Source organism: Pseudarthrobacter sp. NPDC092439 (genome assembly GCF_044754945.1).
Classification (GTDB): Bacteria; Actinomycetota; Actinomycetes; order Actinomycetales; family Micrococcaceae; genus Arthrobacter.
Genome location: NZ_JBIVQB010000006.1, coordinates 49,198 through 66,256 on the forward strand (window position 1 = coordinate 49,198; position 17,059 = coordinate 66,256).

Sequence of the window (17,059 nt, forward strand, 5' to 3'; positions counted from 1 at the left end):
TGCGGCCGTCAGGACGCGCGGGCAAGCTGCCTGATGGGAATCCAGCGGGAGGCCAGCCGGCGGTAAGCCGCCGCGGCGCCGGTCATGTCGCCCTCGGCCAGGCACTCGATCCCCAGCCGGATATCCATGGGCGACTCGTCCGGATAGACCTTGTCCGCCACCGCGCCGTAATCCAGTTCCACCATCGATTCGACGTGGAACTGCTCCAGCCATTCGGTCAACTGCGCCAGGTCATCCAGCATGTCCAGGTCCGGTGCGGCCAGTGCCAGGTTGGCCACCGCATAGCGTGCGCGCTCCAGGGCATCGGTAATGGGTGCCCACACCCGGACGGTGACGATCCGCCCGGCGGCTTCCACCACGTCCTTGTGGTCCGATTCCATGAAAAGCGAAAACCAGCTGAAGGGGATGCCCCAGGTTGAGGCGCGGGTGTGGACTCGGATGGATCCATCCCTGGCCTTGACCGCATCGATCCGCTCCTGGTGCCGGTCGCGCTGCGCTTCCGGAATGAGGAGCTCGGCGAGGGGACCGTGGATGCCCTCCATCAGGGCGTTGGCCGCCAGGCCGGCGCGCAGCACCAGCTGGCTGGGACAGTACAGCAGCACTTCGCCGGCGGCAGCACCGCCGTCGTCCGCGTCCTTGCCCGGAGCCGGGACCGAGGTGACGCGCACCAGGTCCGTGCGCCCCGTGGGGAAGGGATCCCCGCCGGAGCGGGTGATGCGCCCCAGGGAGGCGAGCAGCTCGGCATTTTCGACGGCGGCCCGCGAGGCGGCGCGTTCGCCTGCCGCCCGGATGGCTTCCCGCTGCTCCTCGGGGAAGGCCTCCAAGGGCTCGTAGACCCGGAGGGCGGAGGAGAACGGCAGGCCTGCCTGGCCCCGGTAGAGGTTTCCGGTCATCGCGGCGTCCTCCTTCGTTGGGTCCGGGGCGCTGCCATCAGTCTGCCAGTTCCACCAGGACCGGCGCGTGGTCCGAGGCGCCCTTGCCCTTGCGCTCCTCGCGGTCGATCGACGCGCCGGTGACCCGTGCCGCGAGGGCGGGCGAGGCCAGGACGAAGTCAATGCGCATGCCCTGGCGCTTGGGGAACCGGAGCTGCGTGTAGTCCCAGTAGGTGTAGACGCCGGGTCCGGGAGTATAAGGACGGACTACGTCGGTGAAGCCGGCCGATTCGAATGCGTGTAAGGCTGCGCGCTCCGGCGGGCTGACGTGCGTGTAGCGGTTCCGAACAAAGAGGTCGATGTCCCACACGTCCTCGTCGAACGGGGCGATGTTCCAGTCGCCCATGAGCGCGACCTGGGCCTGCGGGTCCGCTTCGACCAGGCCCTGGGCGTGGGTCTTGAGGCTCTCCAGCCACTTGAGCTTATAGGGCATGTGCTCGTCATCGAGCGAGCGGCCGTTGGGGATGTACAGGCTCCACACCCGGACGCCGCCGCAGGTCGCGGCCATGGCGCGTGCTTCCTGCACGGGATCCTTGCCGGCTTTACCAAAGGACGGCTGGTCCAGGAAGGTCCGCTCCACGTCTTCCAGGCCCACCCGGGATGCGATCGCGACGCCGTTCCACTGGTTCACGCCGAAGTGCGCGACCTCATAGCCCATCCGTTCGAACAGTTCCCACGGAAAGTTCTCGTCCTTGCACTTGGTTTCCTGGATGGCCAGGACATCGCAGTCGCTGCGCTGCAGCCAGGCCTCGACGCGGTCGGCACGGGCACGGAGCGAGTTCACATTCCAGGTAGCTATCTTCACAGTCCTAACTTACCGAACTTGCCTTGGGGCCGGGCCCGGCTGCCCAAAATGCCGCTCTGGAATTTAGTAGGAAGTCCGAGTATATTCAGGAAGGAGAGATGATGTGGGTCACATGCCGCCCATCCGGCCGCGCAACCCCACCGGTGCAAAGGAGCAATCCATCATGGTTCGGGAGCTTTCCCATTACGTTGGCGGGCAGCATGTTGAGGGCACGTCCGGCCGGTTCGCCGACGTCTACGATCCGTGCGCCGGCCAGGTCCAGGCGCGCGTCCCCCTGGCCTCGGCCGATGAGGTCCGGAACGTGGTGGCCACCGCGGAAAAGGCCCAGGAGGAGTGGGCGGCCATGAATCCACAGCGCCGCGGCCGCATCCTGCTGAAGTTCGTCGACCTGGTCAACCGGGACCTGGACGAACTCGCGGCCCTGTTGTCCTCGGAGCACGGCAAGACCCTCCCGGACGCCCGCGGTGACATCCAGCGGGGCATCGAAGTGGTGGAGTTCGCCGCGGGAGCTCCGCACCTTCTTAAGGGTGAGTTCTCGGACAGCGCCGGCGCCGGGATCGACGTGCATTCAATGCGCCAACCGCTGGGCGTGGTTGCCGGCATCACGCCGTTCAACTTCCCGGCCATGATTCCGCTGTGGAAGGCCGGCCCCGCGCTGGCCGCCGGAAACTCCTTCATCCTCAAGCCCTCGGAGCGCGACCCCTCCGTGCCGCTGCGCCTTGCGGAGCTCTTCACCGAGGCGGGACTGCCGGACGGCGTGTTCAATGTGGTCAACGGCGACAAGGAAGCTGTGGACGCCCTGCTGGAAGATCCGCGGGTCCAGGCCGTGGGCTTTGTCGGTTCCACGCCCATCGCCCAGTACATCTACGCCACCGCGGCGGCCCACGGCAAGCGGGCCCAGTGCTTCGGCGGCGCCAAGAACCACATGGTGATCATGCCGGACGCAGACCTGGACATGGCGGCCGACGCGCTCATCGGTGCCGGTTACGGTTCCGCCGGCGAGCGCTGCATGGCCATCTCCGTAGCGGTGCCGGTGGGCAAAGCCACCGGGGACGCCCTGGTTGCCAGGCTCCGGGAGCGCATCGCCGGGCTGAAGGTGGGCCACAGCCTGGACAAGGACTCGGATTTCGGTCCGGTGGTGGCGGCATCCGCCAAGGAGCGGATCGAAGGCTATATCCAGTCCGGCGTGGACGCCGGCGCCACCTTGGTGGCGGACGGCCGGGGCCTCACGGTGGACGGCTGCGAAGGCGGGTTCTGGGTGGGCCCCACGCTCTTCGACAACGTCACCAAGGACATGGATATCTATAAGGAAGAGATCTTCGGCCCGGTGCTCAGCGTGCTCCGCGCCGAAGACTACGACGAAGCCCTGCGCCTGTGCAGCGAGCACGAGTTCGGCAACGGCGTGGCCATCTTCACGCGCGACGGCGACTCCGCCCGCGACTTCGCCAGCCGCGTCCAGGTGGGAATGGTGGGCATCAACGTCCCCATCCCGGTTCCGATCGCCTACTACACCTTCGGCGGGTGGAAGGCATCCGGCTTTGGCGACCTGAACCAGCACGGCGCTGACGCCTTCCGCTTCTACACCAAGACCAAGACGGTCACCACCCGGTGGCCCTCCGGCATCCGCACCGGGGCCAGTTTCACCATGCCGGAAGGCAGCTGATGGCGGGCATGGAGGCCTTGGAGCCGGAGCCTGCGGAAGTACTCTTCGAGCGGCGCGGGCGGCTGGGTGTCATCACCCTCAACCGGCCCCGCGCCGTGAATGCGCTCACGGCCAACATGGCGGCGGCGATGCTGGACCAGCTCGCCGCATGGGCGGATGACGACGGCGTTGCCGCCGTCCTGGTGCAGGGTGCCGGCGGCCGCGGCCTGTGCGCAGGCGGAGACATTGTGGCCATCTTCCGCGATATTCCCGACGGCGGCGGAGCCACTGCGGATTTCTGGGCGGTGGAATACCGGCTTAACGCCCTTATCGCGTCCTACCCCAAGCCCTACGTGGCGTTCATGGACGGGCTGGTGCTGGGCGGCGGGGTGGGAATCTCGGCGCACGGATCCGTCCGTGTGGTCACCGAGCGCACACGGACCGGCATGCCGGAAACCACCATTGGATTCGCGCCCGACGTCGGCGGAACCCTTCTGCTGTCCCGGTCGCCGGGGGAGACGGGCACCCACGCCGCCCTCACCGGCGAACACCTCAGCGGAGCGGACGCGGTGTACCTGGGGCTCGCTGACCACTTCGTGCCCTCGGGCCGGCTGGCGGCCCTCGCCGCGGCGCTGGAAACCGAGGAGCCGGGAACCGCCGTCGAACGCTTTGCGGACGCCGCGCCGCCCTCGGTGCTGGCCGCCCGGAGGGAATGGATTGACGCCTGCTACTCCAGCGACGATGCGGAGGAAATCGTGGGCCGCCTGCACCTGGCCGGCGGTGAAGCCGGGGACGCCGCACGCACCATCGAAACCAAGTCGCCCACCGCGGTGAAGGTCACGCTCGCTTCGCTGCGGCGCGCACGGGACCTCAGCCTGGAGGAAACCCTGGAACAGGAATACCGCGTAGGGCTGCGGTTCCTGGCCGGACACGATTTCCGCGAGGGGATCCGTGCCCAGGTGGTGGACAAGGACCGCAACCCGCACTGGCGTCCCGCCAGCCTGGCGGAGGTGGGCCCTGGGGATGTTGCGGCATTCTTTGCCCCGCTGGGCGAGCGGGAACTGAAACTGGCAAAGGAGCAGGACCATGTCTGAGGCACGTGCGCAGGCCGGCGGAACAGCGACCGTCGGGACGATTGCATTCCTGGGCCTGGGCCACATGGGTGGGCCGATGGCCATCAACCTGGTTAGGGCCGGGCATACCGTGGCCGGGTTCGACGTGGTGCCGCAAGCCCTCGAAACGGCCCGGGCGCACGGCGTTGCCACGGCGGAAACGGCTGCTGAAGCGGTGGCGGATGCCGGCGTCGTGTTGACCATGCTGCCCAGTGGCAGGCATGTGCTGGACGCCTACCGCGGCACCGGGGGCGGGCCCGGACTGCTGGAAGCGGCCCCGGCCGGCACCTTGTTCCTGGACTGTTCCACCATCAACGTGGACGAGGCGCGGGAAGCGGCGGAGCTGGCCGTTGCGGCTGGCCACCGTTCCGTGGACGCGCCCGTATCCGGAGGCGTGGTGGGTGCGGAGGCAGGCACCCTGACCTTCATGGTGGGTGCGCTGGCCGATGACTTCGAGTACGTGCGGCCACTGTTGGAAGTGATGGGCAAGCGCGTGGTGCACTGCGGCGGGCACGGTGCCGGACAGGCTGCCAAAATCTGCAACAACCTGATCCTTGGTGTTTCCATGATCGCCGTCAGCGAGGCCTTCGTGCTGGGCGAGAAACTGGGGCTGACGCATCAGGCGCTGTTCGACGTCGCGTCCGCGGCTTCCGGGCAGTGCTGGGCGCTGACTACGAACTGCCCGGTGCCGGGGCCCGTTCCCACCAGCCCGGCCAACCGCGACTACCAGCCGGGCTTCGCCGGCGCCCTGATGGCCAAGGACCTCAACCTCGCCCTCAACGCCCTGCGCAGTACCGGGGTGGCGGGGCGGATGGGACCGCTGGCCGCGGAAATCTACGATACGTTTGCGGCGGAAGGCGGGGCCGGGCAGGACTTCTCCGCCATCATCAACGACATCCGGGACAGGTCCGCTGCGGCCGCCGGCCAAACCTCAGACCACCTGCCCGCGGCGCAGGATGATGGGAGCCCTGAATGACGGAATACCGGAACATCGTGGTGGAACAGCGCGGCCGGGTGGGGCTGGTAACCCTGAACCGGCCGCAGGCGCTGAACGCGCTGAACCACGCCACCATGGAAGAACTCGTGGCCGCAGTGACCGCCATGGACGCCGACCCCGGCCTTGGCGCGGTGGTGATCACCGGCTCCGCCAAGGCCTTCGCGGCCGGTGCGGACATCAAGGAGATGGCCTCGCAGGGGTACATGGACATGTACCGGGCGGACTGGTTCCGGGGCTGGGAGGACTTCACCCGGCTGCGGATTCCCACCGTCGCGGCGGTCTCCGGCTTCGCCCTGGGCGGCGGCTGTGAACTGGCCATGATGTGCGACCTCCTGATCGCCGGGGACAACGCCAAGTTCGGCCAGCCGGAAATCAACCTGGGCGTGCTTCCGGGCATGGGCGGCTCCCAGCGGCTCACGCGTGCCGTGGGCAAAGCCAAAGCGATGGACCTGATCCTCACCGGCCGCTTCATCGGGGCCGAGGAAGCTGAACGCTGCGGCCTGGTGTCCCGGGTGGTCCCCGCCGAGGATGTGGTGGAGGAAGCCCTGAACGCAGCCGAAACCATTGCAGCGAAATCCAAGCCGGTGGCCATGGCCGCCAAAGAAGCAGTCAACGCGGCCTTTGAGACCGGACTGGCGCAAGGCGTGCTGTTCGAGCGGCGCCTCTTCCATTCACTTTTCGCCACCGAAGACCAGAAGGAAGGCATGGCCGCGTTCATGGAAAAGCGGCAGCCGGACTTCAGGCACCGGTAGGGCGGAGCTGCGGCAAGGCGTCGGGCCTACTCGCTGAAGTCACCGGCGTTACGGCGGAACGTGCCGAGGATGCGGATCAGTTGGTCCACGTCCCGGTCCCCGAAGCCGGACTGGGCGAACACGTCGGCGTTGAGCGCCGCCGTCGCGCTTTTAGCCAGCCTGCGGCCTTCGGTGGTGAGCTCGATCAGGGTGGTGCGGCCGTCCGTGGGGTGCGGCGAACGGTGCACCAGCCCCGCCTGCTCCAGGCGGTCGACAGCGTTGGTCACCGATGTGGGATGCACCTGCAGGAGCGCGCTCGCCTTGTTCATGGGCAGTGCGCCGCTGCGGGCGAAGCTCAGCAGCGCCAGGAGTTCATAGCGGGCGAACGTCAGCCCGAAGGGCTTCAGCACCGCCTCGATGCGTGCCAGCAGGATCTGCTGGGTACGCATGATCGCGGTGATCGCGGCCATCGGTGCCGCGACGTCGGACCAGCCGTGCCGCTCCCAGTTCAGCCGGGCGTCCGCGATCGGGTCACGCGGCAGCGGCGTGGCCATGGCACCTCCAGCGGGTCGTCCTGCAATCCATGGGCATCAGCCTAGCTTTTCAGTGCGGGGAAGTCGGCTCAGAGCGCCGGACGCTGCCCTTGCCAAGCGGACTTCCTCAGTGGCGGTCATGGTGCACCTTTCGCCCGGATGGCCGGAGCGCCTAGTGATACACATCACTGTGCAATATACTAGGACATCCAAGGGTTTGGAAGCTCCGGCCGGTCCGGAACAGTCTCACGAAAGGGATGGGCGCCTGTGCGGCCACACGCAGTAGGACCATCAGCAGTTCAGCCGCAGCCGGCACCGCCGTTTCCGGACGCGGATCTCATGCACATAGTAGAGCTGCTGCCCCAGGCGGAACAGGACCGGTATCACGAGGTCCGCGATTTCCTGCAGAGCCGGATCCGTGCTGCATCCATCGACTACTGGAACCGCGAGGAGTTTCCCTTCGGCCTGGTGTCGGAACTGGGGAAGTACGGGCTGGGCGGCCTGCAGACCGACGGCACCTCAACGCTCTTCAAGGGGCTCATGTATACCGAGGTGGCCAGGGCCGACGTGTCGCTGTCCGCGCTGGTGGGGATCCATAACGAACTCATCGTGGGGATGATCCACCAGTTGGGGTCGGAGGAGCAAAAGACCCGCTGGCTGCCCGGACTCACTGCCCTGCAGCAGATCGGTGCGTTCGCGCTGACCGAGCCGGACCACGGCTCGGATATCGCCGGCGGCCTGGCCACGACCGCCCGGCGCGACGGCGCAGAGTGGGTTCTCAGCGGGGCCAAGCGCTGGATCGGCGCCGGAACCATCGCGGACTTCGCCCTGGTGTGGGCCAGGGACGCCGCGGACCAGCAGATCAAGGGCTTCATCGTGGAGACTGACCGGCCGGGCTACAGCGCCACCAAGATCGCCAATAAGATCGGCCTGCGGATCATGCAAAACGCGGACATCGTGCTGGACGAGGTCCGCATCCCGGCGGGCAACCTCCTGCCGGGGGCAACGGACTTTTCCCGCGCCAACGAGCTGCTGCGGGATTCCCGCGCCTGGGTGGGCTGGCAGGCCGCGGGCATTCAGTTGGCCGCCTTTGACGTGGCACGGTCCTATGCCCTGCAGCGGAAGCAGTTCGGCAAGGAACTCGCCCGGTTCCAGCTCATCCAGCAGCAGCTCGCCGAGATCCTGGGCAACGCCACGGCCTCCCTCGCGCTGATGGTCCAGCTCGCGCAGATCCAGGTTGACGGCAGGCTGGAGATGGCGCAGGCCGCCATGGCCAAGGCCACCACCACCCGGCTGGCCCGCGCCTCCGTGGCGATGGGCCGGTCCCTGATGGGCGGAAATGGCATAAGCACGGACTATGAGATGGGCAAACTCTTCGGCGACGCCGAGATCCTCTACACCTACGAGGGCACCTATGAGATCAATTCGCTCATCGTGGCCAGGGCCGTGACCGGGAAGTCCGCTTTCGTGTAGACCGGTTGCGTGCCTGTGCCACCAGGCGGCTGAAGGCGTAAACGAACATGGCCTCGGTGACCAGCATCAGGCAAACCAGCAGCCAGTGCCCCTGTGCTGCGAAGACGATGCCGCCGGTCACCGCCAGGACGGTACCTAGCGCCAGGGCGTAGACCGCGAATCCGACCGCGACGCGCGCGCTGCGGACGCCGGTCCGGAACCCGAAGCCCAGTGGCTCACCGCCGGGGAGTCCTGGAACGCGGTCGGGTGCGCCCGGCCCCAACTGGTCGAACTCCTCCCAGGGATCCTGCTCCTGTCCCTTCACCCTCCCATTGTCCCAGCCCGACGTCAGGCAAAAACAGCGGCCCGTCCAGCAAAATGCTGGACGGGCCGCTGCGTGGTACCGGATTCTGCCGGCCGGGCCGGCGGTCACCTAAACCTTAGAGGGGGCGGATGTTTTCTGCCTGCGGACCCTTGGGGCCCTGGGTCACGTCGAATTCGACCTTCTGGTTCTCGTCCAGGGAGCGGTATCCGCTGGTGGCGATTGCCGAGTAGTGGGCGAAAACGTCAGCGGACCCGTCATCGGGGGCAATGAAGCCAAAACCCTTTTCGGCGTTGAACCATTTAACTGTGCCTGTTGCCATGGCTGCATTCCTTCATGTGACTCTGATTCTCTCCCCGGGTTATCCGCCCAGAGTGTGCGGAGAACGTCCCCCGCAGTCCCCAACGTACGGTGCGCGCGCCCGGCACGCAAGGGTTCGGCACTGTTGCGTCGCTGCCGGCGCCGAATTTGCCCACCTTTCCGGGGAAATCACGGCGGCGCGCCGCACCGAAAGGGCGACACGCCGCCGTCGTGGGTCAAGGATGGGAAGCCCGGCGGGCCGGCCCGTCCCGCCGGAAGCTACAGGGCCTCGAGGATGCTCACGTAGTTGGCGATCCCCACGCCGCCCATGTTCTGGACGGCTGCGCGGCGCGGGCCGGCCAGCTGCATGTCACCTGCGGTTCCGGTCAGCTGCATGGCCGCCAGCACGTGCTGCGAAACACCGGTGGCACCCACCGGATGGCCCTTGGCCTTGAGGCCGCCGGAGACGTTGACCGGCAGCTTTCCGTCCTTGAAGACCCAGCCTTCTCCCACGGCGCGGCTGCCGTGGCCGGGTTCGGTCAAGCCCATCGCCTCGTACATAAGGAGCTCGGCGATGGTGAAGCAGTCGTGGACCTCGGCGAAGTCAAGATCTTCAAGCCCGACGCCGGCCATCGCCAGCGCACGCTGCCAGGACACGCGCGTGGCCTCGAAAGCAGTGGGGTCCCGGCGCTCGGCGGGGAAGAAATCGTTGGCCTGGCCGAATCCGGCAAGGCGCACGGGCGTTGCAGTCCCGCCCGTCGGCGCGGTGGAGAGGACTACTGCCGCGGCGCCGTCGGACACGGGGGAGCAGTCGGTGCGGCGCAGCGGATCGGCGACCATCGGGTTCTTGTCCGAGACGGTGCGGCAGAACTCCTCGCCCAGGTCCTTCCGGAGCTGCGCGTACGGGTTGTCCACGCCGTTGCGGTGGTTCTTGGCGGCGATGGTGCCCAGGACGTCGGACACACTGCCGTAGCGCTTCTGGTAGTGCTTGGCCACTTCGGCGAAGAGCCCGGTGAAGCCGGTGGTGGACGGCTTTCCGGCCATGTCGTAGTCAGCGCCCAGCAGCCCGGCGCCCACCACATCGGCCCCGGCGTGGGTCATCTTCTCGGCGCCGATCACCAGGACGGTCTTCGCGGTTCCGGCGAGCAGGGCTTTGGTGCCCTGCTGGAACGCGGCGGAGCCGGAGGCGCACGCATTTTCGACGCGGGTGGACGGGACATTGGCCACTTCCGGCGAAACCTGCAGGGCCAGGGAGGACGGGAACGCCAGGGGCATCATCCCGGAGTTGAACTGGCCAACGTAGATTTCATCGATCCGGCCGGGCTCGATGCCGGCGGTGCTGATGGCTTCCGAGGCCACCTGGACGATCAGGGACTCCAGGGTCTCGTCGGTGAGCTTGCCGAAGCGGCTGTGCCCCCAGCCGGTGATCAGGACATCCTTGCCAAACTGTTCCCGCAGGCTCATGCCGGTGCTCCTTCCAGGGCCGGTTCACCAAGGGCGACGCTGAACTGGGCCTCTGTCTTCTCCCGGATCTCCTCTTCGGTCACGCCCGGGGCCAGGCGGGTCAGGGTAAGCTGCCGTCCGCCGTCGTCCGTTTTCGCCAGATCGAAGACGGCAAGGTCGCTGATGATCCGGTCCACGCAGCTGAGGCCGGTCAGCGGAAGGGTGCACTCGCGCACGATCTTGGCGGTGCCGTCCTTGGCGTTGTGCTCGGTCAGGACAACCACGCGGGGGGTCCCGGCCACCAGGTCCATGGCGCCGCCCATGCCCTTGACCATTTTTCCGGGAATGGTCCAGTTGGCCAGGTCGCCGTTGCCGGACACCTGCATGGCACCGAGGATCGCCACCTTGACGTGGCCGCCGCGGATCATGCCGAAGGACGCGGCGGAATCGAAAATGCTGCCGCCGGGCAGGACCGTCACGGTCTGCTTGCCGGCATTGATCAGGTCGGCGTCCTCGTCGCCCTCATACGGGAACGGGCCCATGCCCAGCAGTCCGTTCTCGCTCTGCAGCACCACCCGCACGCCCTCGGGCAGGTTGTTGGCCACGAGCGTGGGGATGCCGATCCCCAGGTTCACGTAGTCGCCGTCGTTCAGTTCCTCGGCCGCGATAGCGGCCATTTCATCCCTGGTCCAGGCCATGGGGTTCTCCTTTGTCGGTTCAGTTGCTTAGGCGGACAGCGCGGCGGTGTCCGCGGAAACGCTGCGCGGGCGGACGGTGCGCTGCTCGATGTCCTTGACGCGGTCCGTGGCCTGTACCAGCCGCTGGACGAACACGCCCGGGGTCACGATGTGGTTGGGGTCCAGTTCCCCGGGGCGCAGGATGACTTCGGCTTCGGCGACCGTCAGCTCCGCCGCTGTGGCCACCACCGGGTTGAAGTTGCGGGCGGTGTAGCGGTAGATGAGGTTGCCGTCCGTGTCCGCGGTGTGTGCGTGGACCAGCGCGACGTCGGCCCGGATCGCGCGCTCGCGGACGTACGTCACGCCGTCGAATTCCTCGTGCGGCTTGCCCTCGGCCACCATGGTGCCCACGCCGGTCCTGGTGTAGAAGGCCGGGATCCCGGCGCCGCCGGCGCGGAGCCGTTCGGCGAGGGTGCCCTGCGGCGTGAACTCCACCTCGAGGTTGCCCGCGAGGTACTGCTCGGCGAAGAGTTTGTTCTCGCCCACATAGGAGGCGATCACCTTGCGGACCTGGCCGGCCTCGATCAGGATGCCCAGGCCCTTGCCGTCCACGCCCATGTTGTTGGAAACCACAGTGAGTTCCTTGACGCCGGAGTCCCGGACGGCTTCGATGAGGTCCGCCGGGATTCCGCTGAGCCCGAAGCCGCCCACGGCAAGGGTCATGCCGTCCCGGAGCGACCCCTGCAGGGCCTCGGTGGCGGATGGTTGGAGTTTGGTCATGGCGTCTCCTCATTGAGCGGCGCGGATGCGCGGGCGGTCCGTCCACTTTGTGGACAGGCGTTCTGCCTTAGGAGATTACGGGCCGCTGAAAGGTGGCGTCAAGGCAATCTTTCCCATAAATGCACGATGTTTTACACTGTGGACGAACAAATGAACGCTATCCACAATATGGACATTTAGGGCGGGTCAATGAGTAATGTTCCGGTTCAGGGAGCCCAAGTGGTCAGCCGCATCGCCGGCCTGCTTCGACTGGTGGGCCGGAGCGCCGAGGGGATCCCGCTCGCCACGCTGGTGCGCGAGTCAGGTTTGACCCGGCCCACGGCGCACCGGCTCCTGTCCTCCCTGGCGGCCGAAGGGCTGCTGGACCACGATGCCGTCACCGGCAACTGGGTGCTGGGCCCGGAGATGCTGCTGATGGGATCCGTCGCCTCGGCCCGCTTCCCCCTGGAGGACATTGCGCGGCCAAGCCTCCGCCGCCTGGCCGAAGCCACGGGCGAGAGCGCTTTCTTCTCGATCCGCCGCGGCGCCGAGACCGTGTGCCTGCTGCGCGAGGAAGGCAGCTTCCCCGTCCGATCCTTTGTGCTGCATGAGGGTGTGCGGTTTCCGCTGGGGGTTGCCTCCGCCGGAACCGCGATCATGGCGTTCCTGTCCGAGGCCGAACAGGAGGAAATCTTCGCAAACTGGCGGGCGCATGCCAGGGCCTTCGCTGCGGCGCATACACCTGACGTGGTGCGGGCCAACCTCGCCAGGACGCGCCTGAAAGGGTACTCCGTCAACCCCGGCCTGGTCCTGGAGGGCAGTTGGGGGATGGGAGCCGCGGTCTTCGATGCGTCCGGCCGCCCTGCCTGGGCCCTGTCGCTCACAGGGATCGAGCCACGATTCAAGCCGGAGCGGCAGGCCGAGCTGGGGTCCCTCCTCATGGCCGAGGCGCACCGCATCACCCAGCAGTTGGGCGGCAGGGGAGAGAAGGGGCGCCTGCCCCGCTGAATCTCCCCACTTTTGGTGGTGGACGACGACGGCGGGCCGCCGGGCGGGGGGCGGCGCGCCGTCGGGCGTTCGCGAAGGTGGGGAACGTGGCGGAAGGCGTCCGGCTAGAGGCCGGGGCGCGCCTCTTCGGGGCCCCCGTGCTTCCACCAGGTGTCAAAGATGCTGACCGGAACCGTGCGCTTATGCCGGGTCCGCAGGTACTTCTGCTCGATCAGGTCCGCCACGTGGTCCGGAACCTCCCGGCCTTCCAGGTAATCGTCAATCTGGTCGTAGGTCAGGCCCAGCTCGTCCTCGTCGGTGCGGCCGGGCTTGTCGTCCAGCAAGTCGGCCGTGGGCACCTTCTCCCAGACCCGCGCGGGCGCACCGAGTTCGGCCAGGAGGGCCCGGTTCTGCCGCTTGTTCAAGCCGAAGAGGGGCAGGATGTCCGCGCCGCCGTCGCCGTACTTGGTGAAGAACCCGGTGACGGACTCCGCACCGTGGTCCGTGCCGATGACCAGGTAGTTGTGCTCGCCCGCCAGCGCGTACTGGGCGATCATCCGGGTGCGCGCCTTGGTGTTTCCCTTGTGGAAGTCGGAAATTTCGTTGCCCACGGTTTTTTCGAACTCGTCCTCGAAACCGTCAACCGCAGCGGAGATGTTGAAGGTCCACTCCGTCTTGGGCTGGATGAAGTCCAGTGCAGCCTGGGCGTCCGCCTCGTCGTGCTGGACGCCGTAAGGCAGGCGCACGGCGACGAAATTCGCTTCCACTCCCTCTGCCTCGAGCTCCTCCACCGCCATCTGGGCGAGTTTTCCGGCGAGGGAGGAATCCAGCCCGCCGGAGATGCCCAGCACGAAGCCCTTGGTGCCCGTGGCCTTGAGGTAATCCTTGAGGAAATCGACGCGTTTGCGCACCTCCCCTGCGGGATCAATGCGGGGCTGGACGCCCATTTCTTCGATGATCTTGGCCTGGAGTTCGCGCATGTGGTCCAGCCTAGCCAGAGGTGCCAATAACCCTCAAGCAAAGGCACGGCACCTCCCCACTAAACTGGGAACCATGACTTCCCCCACTGAAACCGCGGCAGATACTGCCCCCGCCCGCGCCCGCCTGCTGGAACTGATCAAGGAACTGGCCGTGGTCCGCGGCAAGGTCATCCTCTCCAGCGGAGCCGAGGCCGACTACTACATCGACCTGCGCCGCATCACCCTGCATCACGAGGCGTCCAGGCTGGTGGGCCAGGTCATGCTGGCGCTCGCCGACGAGGCGGGCATCAACTTCGAATGCGCAGGCGGACTGACAATGGGCGCGGACCCGGTGGGAACCGCCGTCATGCACGCAGCGGTTGATGCCGGGCGCCCGGTCGACGCCTTCGTGGTCCGCAAGGCGCAGAAGTCCTACGGCATGGGGCGGCAGGTTGAGGGTCCGTCTGTTGAGGGCCGTAACGTCCTGGTCCTGGAGGATACCTCCACCACCGGCGGCTCCGCCCTGACGGCAGTTGAAGGCGTCCGCAAGGCAGGCGGAAACGTGGTGGCCGTCGCCGTCATCGTGGACCGCGACACCGGCGCCAAGGAAAAGATCGAAGCCGAAACCGGCGTTCCCTACCTGTTTGCCTTTGGCAAGGATGAGCTGGGCCTTTCCTGACCCGGCTTCCAGCCCTGCCCGGTCGCCGGGCAGGGCTCCGGAGCGTCGCCGGAACGCTGTTGGAGCCCCGGCAGGTGGCGTATCATGTGCCTACCCCTTCGAATGACCTTGGAGAACCGCGCACCATGCTCCCCGCAGAACAGCCGCTTAGCACTACCGAGCAGGTCCAGAACCTCATCCTGGAAAGTGCCGACTTCGAAGAGTTCCTGAACGAGCTGGCCCGGTTCTCCGCACACCAGGTGGCGGGCGGGGGCGACGACGCCCTGTGCGGCATCACCCTGCTTCGCGACCGCAAGGCGGTCACGATCGGCTGGAGCAGCGACTCCGCGCGCGAGGTGGACGAAATCCAGTATTCACTGTCCCAGGGCCCCTGCCTTACCGCGGCGGAGGAAGAACGGGAAGTCCACGTCCCGGACCTCCTCCAGGAAACCCGTTGGGGGCCCGACTATGCCGAAGCCGTAGCTTCCCACGGCCTGCGGTCGGTGCTGTCCCTGCCGTTCCACCTCCAAGGGGATGCCAAGGCTGCACTTAACCTCTACTCTGACGTGGCTCACAAGTTCGATGAGCGCGCGGCCGCCAAGGCCCGAGGGTTCACCCGCGAGATATCGCAGGCCCTGCGGCTGGCTGTCCGGTTCTCGCTGCACACAGACAGCGCCGCCAACCTCCGCGCCACCCTTGAGCACCGCACCATCATCGACATCGCCATCGGCATCGTCATGGCGCAGAACCGCTGCAGCCAGGAAGCAGCTGTTGGGATCCTCACCGAGGCCGCGAGCAACAGCAACACCAAATTACGGGAGATCGCGCGTTCTTTGGTGGACTCCGTGGGCGGCGCCGGCACGCGCACGCATTACCAGGAGCCGGGGAAGGTGCAGTCCGGCCGGACAGCGTGACCGGCGGCGCATATTCCTGCTGGGTGCAGCTTGTGCGTAAATGGCACGGGGGATACGCTAGCCGAGGTTGAGCCGTCGGCCATAGACCTCTTTTGGAGTACCTATGGACCACACCTTAAACGCCCGGATCAGCATCGATGTCCCTGCCGACGTTGTCCGCATCGACATTCTCGGCAGCCTGGACCAGCAGTCCCGCCCCGTCCTGATCCACATCATCGGCCGCATCCGGCGCATGGGCATCCGTTCACACATCCGCGTCGACCTTTCGCAGGCCGAGCTGGTCGCCTCCGCAGCCCTGGCCGGGCTCCGCAGCGACCTGAACGCCATGGACGCCCTCACCCTGCCGGGGATCTACGGCGCCGGAGTGTCCATTGCGGTCACCCCGGCCCAGGACGCGCCTGCCCCGGGGCAGCCATTAACGCTCGGCGGCGGCGCGCCCGGCGCGGAGAACCTGCCTGCGGGGTTGCCTCCCGCCCCGGCAGCGTACCTGGATGAACTTTGCGGCCGCCCCCTCGCTGAGTACGCGGACCACGAACTGCTGGCCGCGAGCGACGCCCTCTTCTCGCTGCTGGACAACCCCGGCACGTTGGCCGGTGCGGACCTGCTGGGCCGTTACAACGATGTGGGACAGGAGATCGTTCGCCGGCAGCAGGCCGTCGGCGGGGCCTGGCCGGCAGGCTCTCCCGCGTCCCTTCCCGCAACCGGGAACCAGGCCGCCAGCTGAGTTCGGGCCGAACGGTTACGTCCGCCGTCTTGCGGGGCGCTCTTCCCGTATGCCTACGGTAGGGGAGTGCCACACGAGGGGGAGCCATCAACCCAGGACCGGCCCCGGACTCCCGAAGCCCGGCTGCTGGGTGAAGCTGCTGCCCTGAAACGGTTCTCCCGCCGAAGCTTCCTGGCCGGTGCCGGGGCGTCCGGGATCCTCGCGGCGGACATGCTGGTGACCCGGCACGTGCAGTCCCGGCGCCGGACCAACCGGATCCTGGCCGTGACCGACGACTTCGCCGATGAATACCACCCGGATGCCAGCTGGTTCCTGTTTCCCGGCTACAAGACGAGCTGGGAGGAAGCGCAATGGATCCTCAGCTCCCTCCGTGGGGCGCTGAACAAGCGCGCCCGCCTGGCCGCCGTCGGGTATTCCAACCTTGGCCTGGACATCGACGAGGTGGTGATCGCCGTCATCGAGCACGTCCGGGCCCAAAAGCTCACCAAACTCTATTTCTATGGCCACAGCTTTGGCGGCATGGTGGCCACGCAGGTTGCCGCCCGGCTGCTGGAGATCCACGGCGTGGAAGTGGAGTTCATCGTGCTGGACTCCAGCCCCTACAGCAAGCATGACGTGCTGGACCAGAGCTGGTTCGACGGCGTGGTGTTCCTTTATGAGCGCGGGTTCCGGGTTCCGTCCGCCCTGCGCGGCGGGTACGAACTGGGGGAGCGGGTCATCCACAAGGACGAACGGACCTGGCGGCAGATCCTGGACCAGACCCTGGAACAGCTCTCGCCCATCGCCCCCTCCAGCGTGCTTATCCAGTCCGAGTCCGCCTACATCTACCACTTCGACGGGCTGCGGTTCGTGGGCAAGCTCGGCAACGCGAAGATGGCCTACATAGGGAACCGGAAGGACCGGACCGTCCGCTACCAGACGGCGGTGGAGGCGTGGGCGGTTGCCTTCAAGGACAACATGGTCTCCTGGGACCTGCAGACCCAAGGCGCGCAGCCGGCCCATGCCAGCCCCGGCTGGAACCCGCACATCTACCGGCCCGTCCTGGCGGACCTGCTGGACAGCTACTTCCCGCTGCCGCGGGGCGGTTCCCGCGTGAGTATCTTCTAGACGCA

The 17,059-nt window shown here is 67.2% G+C and carries 19 protein-coding genes; 10 read left to right on the forward strand and 9 right to left on the reverse strand.

The annotated features are described in order from the left end of the window. Nucleotides 1-8: 8 nt before the first annotated feature. Both ACIQCM_RS12970 and ACIQCM_RS12975 read right to left on the reverse strand, forming a co-directional pair. On the reverse strand, nt 9-893 hold the full coding sequence (locus tag ACIQCM_RS12970; RefSeq protein ID WP_400606549.1) for a hypothetical protein: 885 nt from the start codon (nt 891-893) through the stop codon (nt 9-11). Between the two features lie 37 nt (nt 894-930). Further along, a complete protein-coding gene (locus ACIQCM_RS12975; protein ID WP_400606551.1) occupies nt 931-1,737 on the reverse strand; it encodes an exodeoxyribonuclease III in 807 nt (268 codons plus the stop codon). A gap of 163 nt (nt 1,738-1,900) precedes the next feature. Between ACIQCM_RS12975 and ACIQCM_RS12980 the strand changes: the two genes are divergently transcribed. The 4 genes from ACIQCM_RS12980 to ACIQCM_RS12995 are packed head-to-tail and all read left to right on the forward strand — an operon-like array spanning nt 1,901 to nt 6,240. Continuing rightward, complete coding sequence (locus ACIQCM_RS12980; protein WP_400606553.1) at nt 1,901-3,400, forward strand: CoA-acylating methylmalonate-semialdehyde dehydrogenase; 1,500 nt, start codon at nt 1,901-1,903, stop codon at nt 3,398-3,400. A gap of 8 nt (nt 3,401-3,408) precedes the next feature. Continuing rightward, nucleotides 3,409-4,473 carry an enoyl-CoA hydratase/isomerase family protein gene (locus ACIQCM_RS12985; protein WP_400606983.1) on the forward strand — a complete coding sequence of 355 codons (1,065 nt, stop codon included), beginning with the start codon at nt 3,409-3,411 and terminating at the stop codon, nt 4,471-4,473. Continuing rightward, on the forward strand, nt 4,466-5,467 hold the full coding sequence (gene mmsB / locus ACIQCM_RS12990) for a 3-hydroxyisobutyrate dehydrogenase (protein ID WP_400606555.1): 1,002 nt from the start codon (nt 4,466-4,468) through the stop codon (nt 5,465-5,467). Before ACIQCM_RS12985 ends, mmsB begins: the two co-directional genes overlap by 8 nt. Further along, nucleotides 5,464-6,240, forward strand: a complete 777-nt coding sequence (locus tag ACIQCM_RS12995; RefSeq protein WP_400606558.1) for an enoyl-CoA hydratase — start codon at nt 5,464-5,466, stop codon at nt 6,238-6,240. The genes mmsB and ACIQCM_RS12995 overlap by 4 nt, the downstream gene beginning before the upstream one ends. Nucleotides 6,241-6,266: 26 nt before the next feature. Here ACIQCM_RS12995 and ACIQCM_RS13000 read toward each other — a convergent pair whose 3' ends face one another. After that, complete coding sequence (locus tag ACIQCM_RS13000; protein WP_400606561.1) at nt 6,267-6,773, reverse strand: MarR family winged helix-turn-helix transcriptional regulator; 507 nt, start codon at nt 6,771-6,773, stop codon at nt 6,267-6,269. 318 nt (nt 6,774-7,091) lie between these two features. Here ACIQCM_RS13000 and ACIQCM_RS13005 point away from each other — a divergent pair, with 318 nt between their 5' ends. After that, the gene (locus ACIQCM_RS13005; RefSeq protein ID WP_400606563.1) at nt 7,092-8,225 is read left to right on the forward strand and encodes an acyl-CoA dehydrogenase family protein; all 1,134 of its coding nucleotides are present in this window, start codon (nt 7,092-7,094) and stop codon (nt 8,223-8,225) included. Here ACIQCM_RS13005 and ACIQCM_RS13010 read toward each other — a convergent pair. From ACIQCM_RS13010 to ACIQCM_RS13030, 5 genes are all read right to left on the reverse strand, one after another. Next, entirely contained in the window at nt 8,182-8,529 is a 348-nt protein-coding gene (locus tag ACIQCM_RS13010; protein ID WP_400606565.1) for a hypothetical protein, read from the reverse strand. The genes ACIQCM_RS13005 and ACIQCM_RS13010 overlap by 44 nt on opposite strands. A gap of 115 nt (nt 8,530-8,644) precedes the next feature. Beyond that, nucleotides 8,645-8,848, reverse strand: coding sequence for a cold-shock protein (locus tag ACIQCM_RS13015; RefSeq protein ID WP_009357211.1), 204 nt, complete (start codon nt 8,846-8,848; stop codon nt 8,645-8,647). 257 nt (nt 8,849-9,105) lie between these two features. Next, on the reverse strand, nt 9,106-10,290 hold the full coding sequence (locus tag ACIQCM_RS13020) for an acetyl-CoA acetyltransferase (protein ID WP_400606567.1): 1,185 nt from the start codon (nt 10,288-10,290) through the stop codon (nt 9,106-9,108). Then, complete coding sequence (locus tag ACIQCM_RS13025; RefSeq protein ID WP_400606569.1) at nt 10,287-10,967, reverse strand: CoA transferase subunit B; 681 nt, start codon at nt 10,965-10,967, stop codon at nt 10,287-10,289. The genes ACIQCM_RS13020 and ACIQCM_RS13025 overlap by 4 nt, the downstream gene beginning before the upstream one ends. A 27-nt stretch (nt 10,968-10,994) precedes the next feature. Further along, nucleotides 10,995-11,726 carry a CoA transferase subunit A gene (locus ACIQCM_RS13030; protein ID WP_400606571.1) on the reverse strand — a complete coding sequence of 244 codons (732 nt, stop codon included), beginning with the start codon at nt 11,724-11,726 and terminating at the stop codon, nt 10,995-10,997. Between the two features lie 189 nt (nt 11,727-11,915). On the opposite strand from ACIQCM_RS13030, the gene ACIQCM_RS13035 reads away from it, so the two are divergent. Next, entirely contained in the window at nt 11,916-12,713 is a 798-nt protein-coding gene (locus ACIQCM_RS13035; protein WP_400606573.1) for an IclR family transcriptional regulator, read from the forward strand. Nucleotides 12,714-12,817: 104 nt separating this feature from the next. On the opposite strand, the gene nadE is transcribed toward ACIQCM_RS13035, so the two are convergent. After that, entirely contained in the window at nt 12,818-13,672 is an 855-nt protein-coding gene (gene nadE, locus ACIQCM_RS13040; protein WP_400606575.1) for an ammonia-dependent NAD(+) synthetase, read from the reverse strand. A gap of 73 nt (nt 13,673-13,745) precedes the next feature. Between nadE and pyrE the strand changes: the two genes are divergently transcribed. The 4 genes from pyrE to ACIQCM_RS13060 all read left to right on the forward strand — a co-directional run bounded on the left by pyrE (nt 13,746) and on the right by ACIQCM_RS13060 (nt 17,054). Beyond that, nucleotides 13,746-14,330 (forward strand): orotate phosphoribosyltransferase, encoded by a 585-nt coding sequence (gene pyrE / locus ACIQCM_RS13045; protein ID WP_400606577.1) that lies wholly within the window; start codon nt 13,746-13,748, stop codon nt 14,328-14,330. Between the two features lie 125 nt (nt 14,331-14,455). After that, complete coding sequence (locus ACIQCM_RS13050; protein ID WP_400606578.1) at nt 14,456-15,223, forward strand: GAF and ANTAR domain-containing protein; 768 nt, start codon at nt 14,456-14,458, stop codon at nt 15,221-15,223. A gap of 103 nt (nt 15,224-15,326) precedes the next feature. Then, a complete protein-coding gene (locus ACIQCM_RS13055; RefSeq protein ID WP_400606580.1) occupies nt 15,327-15,947 on the forward strand; it encodes a hypothetical protein in 621 nt (206 codons plus the stop codon). Between the two features lie 66 nt (nt 15,948-16,013). Next, entirely contained in the window at nt 16,014-17,054 is a 1,041-nt protein-coding gene (locus ACIQCM_RS13060) for an alpha/beta fold hydrolase (RefSeq protein WP_400606582.1), read from the forward strand. Nucleotides 17,055-17,059: the final 5 nt, after the last annotated feature.